This window comes from Methylophaga sp. OBS4, from assembly GCF_026319305.1.
Classification (GTDB): domain Bacteria; phylum Pseudomonadota; class Gammaproteobacteria; order Nitrosococcales; family Methylophagaceae; genus Methylophaga.
The window spans coordinates 1-10,213 of sequence record NZ_JAPDMV010000052.1 but is presented as its reverse complement, the minus strand read 5'-3'; the positions used below and the strand labels follow the sequence as shown (position 1 = coordinate 10,213).

Sequence of the window (10,213 nt, the reverse complement as noted above, 5' to 3'; positions counted from 1 at the left end):
GTGTTCAGCCAGTTCACTGATATAGATGGCAATTTGTCCCTGCGGCGATATCACATAAGGTACAACCGAGCCGAACGGATAGCCGGGATGGCTCAGAGAATGGCTAGAGAGAACACCGTAGCAGTGATGGCCAATAAATGCGGCCGGATCCAGTGATGACATTATTTAATCCAGTTAATTTCTCTGGCGGTTTGTTCGCCCACTCGTGTTGCACGCAGACTGGCAGGCATTTTGGCATTGTTAGTGTCAATGGCAATACGTCCAGCCATGATTTCGGCAAACCGTTGCGGATGCAACGGTTCTAGATCCGGCTCGGCATAACCAACTGGGTAAAGCGGTAAATTGGCAGCATCATATTTATCTGTGGCGCCTACTGTATGCAGGATTTCATGTGCCATGACCACCGTATTTTGTTTGGTTTGCCTGTTATCTGCATAGGCATGGATTACACCAATCAGGCCTTTTTGCAGGCCCAGGGAATGTGCCAGCGATTGCTTGTCATCAGCTTGATGGTAGAGCACAAAAAGTCGGATACGATTTTTGTTGGAAATATTATCAGGCGTGTGTTTCCAGGCCCAGTAGCGCAGCTTCAGGCTCCACCAGATCACTGATAATGTGTTGCTGCGATCAGCCGGCGGCTCAGGTGGCCGTGCTTCTATAGTCGTGGCCAGTCGAGTGATAATGGGCTGTTCGGCAGTCAAGGCGTATTGCTGGCCGCCGCTGGCAAAAAACTGATCGATATCCTTGAAATCAGCTGCTGATAACGATGCTATATATTCAGCTGTGTCGGTACCGGCATCACCATTAATGGGAAAGATAACTGCTTCAATCGGTTTATACCAAGATGTGGTGCTGCGTTGCTGTTCCTGCGTGTAAATCAACGCTGTAGCCAGTATGCCCAACAGAATAATGATACGAATATTTCTGAAACTGAAAACTTTCATGGCAAAACCTAACTGTCCTTGTTTTTTTGAGTATGACATAAGGACACCGCCAAAAATTAGAATTTTTTCGGGCAAGCAAAGTGGCATTGCGTGGAGAACCTCAGTGTACAAAGGTTAGATGAGGACTCGATAACAGGGCCAACGCAGCTGTCACGGAAAAAGCAATTTTTGGAAGTGTTCCAAAAACAAAAAAAGGCCGGTCAGATTGCTCTGACCAGCCTTGGAATCTTATGCATAATGCATCAAATCGGGACGACGTTTTCCGCTTGCGGACCTTTCTGCCCCTGAGTCACCTGCATTGTGACTGTTTGACCTTCTTTCAATGTTCTAAAGCCTTCTGATTTAATCGCGGTGTGGTGGACGAATACATCGGGACCATCAACCTGTTCAATAAAACCGAATCCTTTTGCATCATTGAACCATTTAACCGTACCTGTAACTTGATCTGCCATATCAACCTCAATCTATTAACTGTGTTAACTCTTAATCCAGAGCCAACGGACTTACTGCTTCGAAAGAAGCTAATTGCATTGTACGCTGAAAGAATGCAAAAAAGTCAGCATTTTTCGCAAATAAAGCAATATTTTTTTTGATTTTTTATCACCCAAAAGACGATATTTTAGAAGTTAAAAATCTGAAAAGGCAGATTCTTACTGGTTTCGGCGGTGATTTAAGAGGAGGGAAGGGGATATAGACACAATTTTCTGGTTTGTGATTTTATCCCCTTTCGGTTTCCGGCTTGTTGCGCTAAAAGCCCTGTGAAAACGTCATTTAGGGACAAAGTCAGCCGGGGGGGCTGAACCTTCTCCGAAGAAGAATTTTTCCATTTCAGTTTTCAAAAATTCCTGTGATTTCGGGTCAGCCAGAGACAGGTGATATTCATTAATCAGCATGGTCTGCTGACTTAACCACATTTGCCAGGCTTGTTTGGAGACAGATTCATAGATTTGTTTGCCCATTTCACCGGGATACGGGGGAAAGTCCAGTCCTTCCGCCTCTTTGTTCAGTTTTACGCAATGTACAGTGCGTGCCATAAAGTCCTCTACTGTAGTGATTTCAGAAATGATTTAACCGGAGCCGGCAGGCCCAGCTTAAAAGTGTCTTCTATTTTATACCAATTGCCATAATCTTTCTCGGCGACACCGGCCGGTTTGCATTGCAACAGGTGAGGCTGAATATTCAATTTGAAATGAGTAAATACGTGCTGCAATGGTGTCACGGCCTGTTGATTCAACAGCGTCAGTTGCAATTGCTGTTGGCAGAAATCCCCGATTTCGCCCATATCAGTCAATTCGGGAAAGCTCCATAAACCGCCCCATATTCCCTGCTGTGGGCGTTGCTGAAGCAGAACTTCGCCGATATCATTCTGCAATACCAGCCAGTGAGTGTGGCGGACCGGAATGGTCTTTTTCGGTTTCGGTGTCGGAAACCGGGTCGGTTCACCCGTTTGATAGGCCTGACAGTTTTGCTGTAACGGACAGTGTTCACAGTCCGGTCTGGTTCGGGTACACAAGGTGGCACCCAGATCCATCTGAGCCTGAATATAATTGGCAATGCGTTTTTCTGGCAGTAATTGTTCAGCCCGTTGCCATAATTGGTTTTCAATCTGTTTGTTGCCCGGCCAACCCTCAACCGCATCAAAACGACACAGTACACGTTTCACATTGCCATCAAGAATGGGGAAGGGTTGATGATAGGCTAAAGTCAGAATCGCACCGGCCGTGGAGCGGCCTATGCCGGGCAGAGCCATCAGCGCCTCCAGATTGGCCGGCATGTTGCCACCATAGTCGCTGACCACAATCCTGGCTGCCTTGTGCAGGTTGCGGGCGCGGGCATAGTAACCCAGTCCTGACCATTGGGCCAGTACCGTATCTTGTGAAGCTTTTGCCAAAGAATAAATATCGGGAAAACAGGCAGTAAACCGCTGGTAGTAAGCAATAACCGTGGCAACCTGTGTTTGTTGCAACATGATTTCTGACAACCAGACATGATACGGCGAAGGCTGTTGCTGCCAGGGTAAATCTTTGCGGCCGAACTTGTCGAACCAATGCAGCAGTTGTTGGGCGAAACCGGAATTTTTCAAAATGAATACATATAAAAAAGACCCGTGATCAACAATGAGCACGGGTATATAGATTTTTGAATTAGAAAAAGCCTTTAAGTTTGTCCTTAACGGCGTCTTCCAGTTGTTTCTCAGGGGTTTTTTCTTCTTCGCCACTGGGTTCTTCTTCAGGTGCAGATTCAGTATTGTCTGCAGCAGAGGCATCCTGTGACGGTTGGGTACCTAATGCACCGCCCAATAGCCCCCCCAGACCATCACCCAGTTTGTCTTTCAATTTTTCTTCTGCTTTGGCTTTTAGTTCTTCCTTGGCCTGATCTTTGACCATGCTGGCCAGATCGACTGAAGGTTTGGGCTCACTGAACGTGCCGCTGATCTTGACTGGAATAGTCACTCCTTTCAATTCAGCCAGCTCTTTACCGCCCTGTCCGGCAACGGTACCGACTACCGCGACTTTCAAGTTATAGTTGATAGTTTCATCAGGCAAGCTGGCCTGACCGGCGCCATTAATACGCAGCAAGGGGGATTTGACCTCCAGATCCTGATTATCAATAACGCCATTGGTAGCTTTGAATGTGCCGCTCAAGCTGGAAAAGTCGGTTTGAACCGGTGCATCAGATTCAGGCAGCTTTTCACCTTTCAACGCCGCTTTTGCTATGCGAATGCTTTCCGCAATGTTAATACCTTGCAAAGCACCGTCAGTAAAGGAAAAACCACCGTTACCGCTCAACGTTTGTTTGATTTGTTCCACCGTTGCACCATTACCGGTGAGTTTGGTATTGGCACTGGCAGTACCGCTGATTTTGGCATCCCCTGTCATGTCCTGTAACAAAGGACCTGCCTGCACCCCTTTGAGATTTTCATCAATCGCCAGTTTCAATGTTTTTCCACGCGCATCGAGGGTGACATCACCATTGTATTTGCCTTGATACAGATCAGCGCGCATCGGTGTCAGCTTTACCAGGCCATCCGCCGCATTGACAGTGATATGGATATTTTCACTGCGGATACCGGTCAGCTTCATCTTGCCAATATCAATGCTGCCTTTGGCATTGATTTGACGCAAGGTGTCCAGCGGTAATTCGCTGGAACCTGCGGCAGCGGTTGTAGCCGGAGAAGCGGCTGGCTTGGCTTTGCCTTTGCCTTCTTCGACGGGGGGCAGATAGCGGTCAGCGTCAATTTCATCCAGTTTCAGTTTGAAGTTGAAGGCGGGGCTGGCAAAGTTGTTGATGGCCAGCTGCCCGCTCAGTGTGCTTTGGTCCAGCGTGACAATCAGTTGTTTGGCGTTGATGCTGGATGCTGAGCCTTCGAGCTCTGCTTTGATTTCCATTAGTTCCAACGTGCTAGTGTCAGCCATCTCCGGCAGGTCGATGTCAAGATCGCCGGCCAGTTTTCTCAAATTAAAAGGGTTGATGTGAGCATTACCCGCAAAGGTCGGATTGTCAGTGAGAATTTTGTTGGCTTTGATATCTGCTGTCAGCATCATTTCCTGTAATTCGACGATCAATGCAGATAAGGTCAAGGTTTGCTGTTGCAGATCCGCCATCAGATTGGTGTTGAGTTTCAACTCGGCTTGTTTACCCGGCAGGGCGGGATCTTTGATATTGGCAGTCAGGTTGAGACCCTCAACAGTAGTCTGCTGAGTTGCCAGATTTGAACTGACTTTGCCTGTCATTCTGGCGTCGATAGCCTGGGCGTCTTTGTTGGTTTTTGCAGTCACTACCAGATCAGTGATATCCACCAATTGTTTAACCATATCGGCTTTGACATTACCATTCAGCGCGACATCAGCTTGCGAGAAAGGTAACGCCTTGCCTTCAGCGATAGTGGTAAATTTCACGTCGTCCAGCGCATATTGCTGGTTTTCCATATCAACCGTGATTTTGGTGTTAAGCGTGACATGGGCTTTGGCTTCCGGTTTGGCGCTGATCAGATCAAACGCCATATCGACGGCCGTAGGCTTACCCGGTACCAGTGGATCGGTATTCAGGTTCAGGTTGCGCAGTTGATAATTTTCACCTTTTGATGCATCAGACCAGAGAATATTGGCATTGGTCAATTTAACACCGGCAATACTGATTGTCGCCAGAGCGGGCGCAGAAGGTTCTTTTGACGGCGGTGTTTCGGGTTTATCTTTTGCTTTGCTATCGTCCGTTGCTGTCAGATCATCCCAGTTAGTTTTACCGTTTTTGTCTGTTTCAAGATTCAGCACCAGGCCGTCCAGTACTACGGTGTCCATTTCCAGCTGTTTTTTCAGTAACGGCATCAGTTTAATGCGAATTTCAGCCGCCTCAACCTGGGCAAATGCATCAGCTTTGAATCCTTCAGCGTTGCTCAATGACAAAGGCCCCAGTTCCAGCGCAATCCAGGGAAATACAGATAAACCAATATCCCCTTGCAGGGTTAATGTCCGCCCGGTGGCTTTTTCTACCTGGCTGGAAATTTCATCTTTGTAGTCATTTGGGTCAACAATAAATGGCAAGGCGATCAGACCAGCCACAACAATAATGACTACGGCAAAAATCAGTTTTAAGGCAGTGCGCATAATTGAAATTCCATTCTGGAAAAGAAATCCTGAGTTATTGACTCATGATATGCCATTGGGTGGAGATTATGAACCGGCTTTTATAGTGTAATTAAACTGTTCATAATCCAGTGTACTGTCGATCATACCACTGACAATGATTAAATAAGGGTCACCGTCATCTTTGATTCGGAGCTTTCTTTTCGGTGAGTACAGCCCTTTTTCCGTGATCATGTTGGAAGGACTTTGCGTATCATTTGTCGGTAACAGCAGCGCAGGGTGCTGTTCTGCTTCACCATCCGGTGTGCAATAAACCGGGACCGGGTTGCCATCAATCAATTCAAGTCCGATATGCGACTCACCCTCAATGTCAATGTGTAACCACTTGATGGTGGCGAGCTTGACAGCGTAGTCGGCTTCAAAAACACCGACAAAATCACCGATATTCAGATGATAACAGCCTTCGCTGTTGCGCTTGGCCATAATACCGCCGCTACTCTGGTTGACCAGTTGCCATTCCAGTGCATGAGTCAATTTCTGCGTCAGGCTCTGGTGAATGGCATTGATACCATGAGCAATCTGCACGTTACGGTGTTTGGCTGTTGTCAGCCGGTGAAAACGGCGCTCATGGGTGGTGTTGAGCTGGGGAATAATCTTTTTTAACAGCCGCAATTCGGTATCAGGCGAAGCATGGCTTTTGTTTTTGGCATCTTTGAAGATATTTTCGATAGCCAGAAGCGCTGGCTGTGTATTCAACAGCCGGGTGGTCCGGGCCGCACGAATATTAACAGGTGTTTTGACCATGGGCTGGGGAATGACGTCTTGACTGCAATCGATACAGAAATGCCCGGTGAGCAGGAAGTTACTGGTGATGTTGATCTGTTTTTCACTCAGCAGGCTGATTTCGATTTTATCCGTAAACTGTTCCATCAGACGAAAGAGCCGGAATACATCAAATTTTGCCAGGCTGTAGGGATCAGCAAGTGTTGTCAGAATAATTTGACCATATAAATCAAAAAAACACGGGCTGTGGTAGTGCTCTTTCAGGGTTACCGTCTCAAACAAAGTTTGTGCCTGTTCCTGATACAGATAAAACTGATGTAATTGTGCCCAGGCACCGGTCGGTGCAGAGCGGTAGTAGTGATATGCGTGTAAAATTTGCAATGACAGTTGTTCGGTGGCCCGGTTGAGACTGAGCAGCATGACTTTATGTTCCGGTGTTTCACCACGGTAGTAATAATAGCTGACAATTTGTTTGTAACCCTCGGCCAGATCGGAAATCAGTTCGTTGACGGTTCTGATGGCTTTCAGGTTTTCCGTGGTCACATATAAATCACGCTTTACCGCCGATATATCACGGGTAAACAGCAAATCCATCACTGCGGAGCGATAAATTTCCAATAGTTGCAAACGCAGCATCGGTTTAAGATTAAGTTGATTAAGAGGTTGCAGGTTGCTGAGCAGGGTGCCGATCCGTTGGTTAGTATCTTTTGGCAGTTGATTTATCCAGGCTTGCAGTAAAACCGGATCTTTGATGGTGTCTGCTTTGTTACTGAGATTTTCTTTTTCTGCTTTTTGAAGATTCAGGGGCGGCAGATGTTGTGCAGGTTTTTTGTTGAGATTAAACCTGTTTAACAGTGCACCCGCCCAGTTAGTTTCGGTTGTTTTATCTGTGGCTGTTGATGCCATTTGCTGATTTTGTTCGGCAGCCTGCTGTGATCTGATTTTTTCTTCTATCAGATTGAGGGCTTCCGAGAAGCTGGATTTTCTCAGTGGCTTTCTCAATACGATATCTACTGGTTCGGTGACATTGCCGGTATTAGTCAACAGTGCGGTATAGCCAGCTGACCGTGTTTGCCAGGCCTGTTGCCCTATCTCGGTATCAAAGGCATAGAGCACCAGGTCAGCATGGCCTTCTTCAACAACTATCCATTCATGCGTCAGCAAATCAGTCGACAGTCGTAACATTGACTTGAGTGAACTTTTGTCAACGCCATTAAGGCCGGAAAGTTTGAGACGCAACGCGGTCATTGTTCGGTTCCCTCGTTGACTTGAGGAATGATGTGACGTATGCGTACGGTTTTAATCGCATTGTCAGCGGTTTGCACCACTTCGATGATGTAGTCACCCATACGGATACTGACACCTGGATCGGGAATACTTTCCAGATATTCAATCACCAGACCGTTGATGGTTTTCGGTCCTTCGGTAGGGAGATCCCAGTTATTGTTACGGTTGATTTCGCGGATATTGGCGGTGCCGTTTATCAGGTAGCTGCCGTCAGCCTGAGGGTGAATATCTTTATCTTCATCAATTGTGTCAGCGGTGAACTCACCCACGATTTCACGGAAAATATCTTCCAGTGTGATCAAACCCATCAAATCACCGTATTCATCCACGACCAGGCCGGTGCGTCGTTGATTACGCTGAAAATTAATCAGCTGGGTATTGAGCGGCGTGCCTTCCGGAACAAAATAAGCATTCTTGGTAATGCTGTTCAGTGATTCGGTGGTCAGGTTATCCTGGGTGAGTAAGTGCAAGGCTTTGCGCAGATGCAGCATACCGACGATATTATCCATACTGCCTTCGTAAACCGGCAGGCGTGTATGGCCGCAATGCGACAGCTGTTTGACGATTTCAGGGAAAGGCGCATTACTGTCCAATCCTTCTATTTCATTACGTGGCACCATCACATCGTTCACCGTCACTTTTTCCAAATCCAGAATGCTCATCAGCATATCTTTGTGGCGAGTGGGAATCATACTGCCTGCTTCCATCAGCGCAACCCGTAACTCTTCGGTGTTAATGGCACTGGTGGCAACATTCTCCGGGGACACGCCAAACAGGCGCAACAGGCGGTTGGTAATACCATTGGTGAACCAGACCAGAGGATAAAGCACAAACAGTAACGGTTTGAGTATGAAGCTGGCCGGAAACGCCACACGTTCAGGATGGAGTGCCGCCAGGGTTTTGGGTGTGACTTCCGCGAATAAAAGCACGATTAAGGTTAAGCTGAAAGTGGCGACAACAATGCCATTTTCACCCAGTAATTTAATCCCAATCACAGTGGCAATGGCTGACGCCATGATATTGACAAAGTTATTGCCAAGCAGAATCAGGCCAATCAACCTGTCCGGCCGGCTCAGTAATTCGCTGGCAATGATAGCGCCGCGATGACCTTCCTGTTCCAGATGACGCAAGCGATAGCGGTTTAGCGCCATTAATGCGGTTTCTGAACTGGAGAAAAATGCCGAAAACAGCAGCAAAAAAAACAGGATCAGAAACAGAACAAGTAACGAAGTATCTTCAAGCATGTATTAATGTTCTTTCATGGAGATGTTCTGGACGCGCTTCAGCGCGCCCGTCAGGGAGGAAACAGGGATGTTTTTCATCCAAACACCCTAAAAACGCTGAAGCCGGTAATAGTATCTTGAAAAAGCATAATCAGTTCACCAGATATTCAAGCACGAATTTACTGCCCATATAAGCGAATACTAAAAAGGAAAAGCCCACTAAAGTCCACTTTACTGCGGTTTTACCGCGCCAGCCATGTCGAAATCGCCCCCACAATAAAGCAGCAAACACGCACCAGGCGATAATAGATAAAATGGTTTTGTGTACCAAATGTTGAGCAAATAGATCTTCGACGAACATCAGACCGGTGACCAGGCCCATCGTCAGTAATGCAAATCCGGTAATAATAAGTTGGAACAGTCCCGCTTCCATCGATTGCAGCGGCGGTAATTTGCGCATGAGCCCGGCAGCATGGCGCTGGCGTAATTGTTTTTCCTGAACTGCCAATATGATGGCCTGAATGGCCGCCAGCATAAATAAGCTGTAGGCCGCCAGAGACAGCAGGACATGCCACTCAAGCGCAGGATCAGACAAAGACGGCGGTTCAGATGAGGGCAGTCCGACTTTCAAAATCAGACTGAGAGCGACCAGTGGATAGATAACGATGCCCGGATGGGCGTTGGGCATTCTGGCCCCGATAAGCAAGGCAATCAGCGCCATTAACCAGGTGGTCAGGGAAAAGGTGGTAAACAACCCCAGGTTCCAGCCACCGGCACTTTTCATCGTGAAGAAAATATCGGTAGCATGAAATAGCAGCGCCATGATGATCAGGATGCCGACCGGAATGCTGGTAGAGACAGCGGCTTGATCTTTCTGCACGAAGCGCCGGATAAGGATTACACTGCTGCTAAGATACAGCAGAAATGCTAATGCATTGGCAATGGCCATATTCTAATGATCCTTGGAGGTTCAGTCGTTTTAAATCAGCAATGATAAACGATGTCATCCCGACCTGAACAATATATACCGAAACAACTTGGAAATGCACGATATCAGCGAGACAAGAAGCTGCGCTATTCGCGGCATAACATCGCCGGAATAGCTATTCTCTTGCAAGATGTTATAACAAAGAAGAGGGTAGCTTATCGTCTCGCCCTTGGGAGCCCATGTAAACAGTCAGAACGGCGTTGTAGCCTTTGCCAAGGGAGTAACCATTCGCTGCAGGCTGCGCCTTGTTCTGACTGTTTACATGGGCTCTGATACGCGCATTTCCAAGTTGTTTCGGTATATCAGTTATAATATCGGTTCAAAGCAAATAATCACTGGCTACCAAGTCAGTCAGCAAGGTGAAATATGTTTGACAGTTTAAGTGAGAGACTGGGGAGTACGCTA

At 47.2% G+C, this 10,213-nt stretch carries 8 protein-coding genes; all 8 read right to left on the bottom strand.

Annotated elements, in window-relative coordinates; genetic code table 11:
- Positions 1-161: 161 nt before the first annotated feature.
- The 8 genes from OMP95_RS12030 to OMP95_RS11995 all read right to left on the bottom strand — a co-directional run bounded on the left by OMP95_RS12030 (position 162) and on the right by OMP95_RS11995 (position 9,769).
- Positions 162-983 (bottom strand): hypothetical protein, encoded by an 822-nt coding sequence (locus tag OMP95_RS12030; protein WP_266329167.1) that lies wholly within the window; start codon positions 981-983, stop codon positions 162-164.
- A 203-nt stretch (positions 984-1,186) separates the two neighbouring features.
- Positions 1,187-1,396, bottom strand: a complete 210-nt coding sequence (locus OMP95_RS12025) for a cold-shock protein (protein WP_266329165.1) — start codon at positions 1,394-1,396, stop codon at positions 1,187-1,189.
- A gap of 315 nt (positions 1,397-1,711) precedes the next feature.
- Entirely contained in the window at positions 1,712-1,978 is a 267-nt protein-coding gene (locus tag OMP95_RS12020; protein ID WP_266329163.1) for an oxidative damage protection protein, read from the bottom strand.
- A gap of 8 nt (positions 1,979-1,986) precedes the next feature.
- Complete coding sequence (mutY, locus tag OMP95_RS12015) at positions 1,987-3,027, bottom strand: A/G-specific adenine glycosylase (protein ID WP_266329161.1); 1,041 nt, start codon at positions 3,025-3,027, stop codon at positions 1,987-1,989.
- Positions 3,028-3,088: 61 nt separating this feature from the next.
- A complete protein-coding gene (locus OMP95_RS12010; protein ID WP_266329159.1) occupies positions 3,089-5,548 on the bottom strand; it encodes an AsmA family protein in 2,460 nt (819 codons plus the stop codon).
- Positions 5,549-5,614: 66 nt separating this feature from the next.
- Positions 5,615-7,558, bottom strand: coding sequence for a hypothetical protein (locus tag OMP95_RS12005; protein WP_266329157.1), 1,944 nt, complete (start codon positions 7,556-7,558; stop codon positions 5,615-5,617).
- The gene (locus OMP95_RS12000) at positions 7,555-8,841 is read right to left on the bottom strand and encodes an HlyC/CorC family transporter (RefSeq protein WP_266329155.1); all 1,287 of its coding nucleotides are present in this window, start codon (positions 8,839-8,841) and stop codon (positions 7,555-7,557) included. Before OMP95_RS12000 ends, OMP95_RS12005 begins: the two co-directional genes overlap by 4 nt.
- Positions 8,842-8,971: 130 nt before the next feature.
- Positions 8,972-9,769: a cytochrome C assembly family protein gene (locus tag OMP95_RS11995; protein WP_266329153.1), complete on the bottom strand. Its 798-nt coding sequence runs from the start codon at positions 9,767-9,769 to the stop codon at positions 8,972-8,974.
- Positions 9,770-10,213: the final 444 nt, after the last annotated feature.

Bases quoted from the DNA above. Each gene is read 5' to 3' on its own strand.
- OMP95_RS12025 (WP_266329165.1), bottom strand. From the start codon at position 1,396: ATGGCAGATCAAGTTACAGGTACGGTTAAATGGTTCAATGATGCAAAA.
- OMP95_RS12005 (WP_266329157.1), bottom strand. From the start codon at position 7,558: ATGACCGCGTTGCGTCTCAAACTTTCCGGCCTTAATGGCGTTGACAAA.
- OMP95_RS12000 (WP_266329155.1), bottom strand. From the start codon at position 8,841: ATGCTTGAAGATACTTCGTTACTTGTTCTGTTTCTGATCCTGTTTTTT.
- OMP95_RS12020 (WP_266329163.1), bottom strand. From the start codon at position 1,978: ATGGCACGCACTGTACATTGCGTAAAACTGAACAAAGAGGCGGAAGGA.
- OMP95_RS12030 (WP_266329167.1), bottom strand. From the start codon at position 983: ATGTCATACTCAAAAAAACAAGGACAGTTAGGTTTTGCCATGAAAGTT.
- OMP95_RS12010 (WP_266329159.1), bottom strand. From the start codon at position 5,548: ATGCGCACTGCCTTAAAACTGATTTTTGCCGTAGTCATTATTGTTGTG.
- OMP95_RS11995 (WP_266329153.1), bottom strand. From the start codon at position 9,769: ATGGCCATTGCCAATGCATTAGCATTTCTGCTGTATCTTAGCAGCAGT.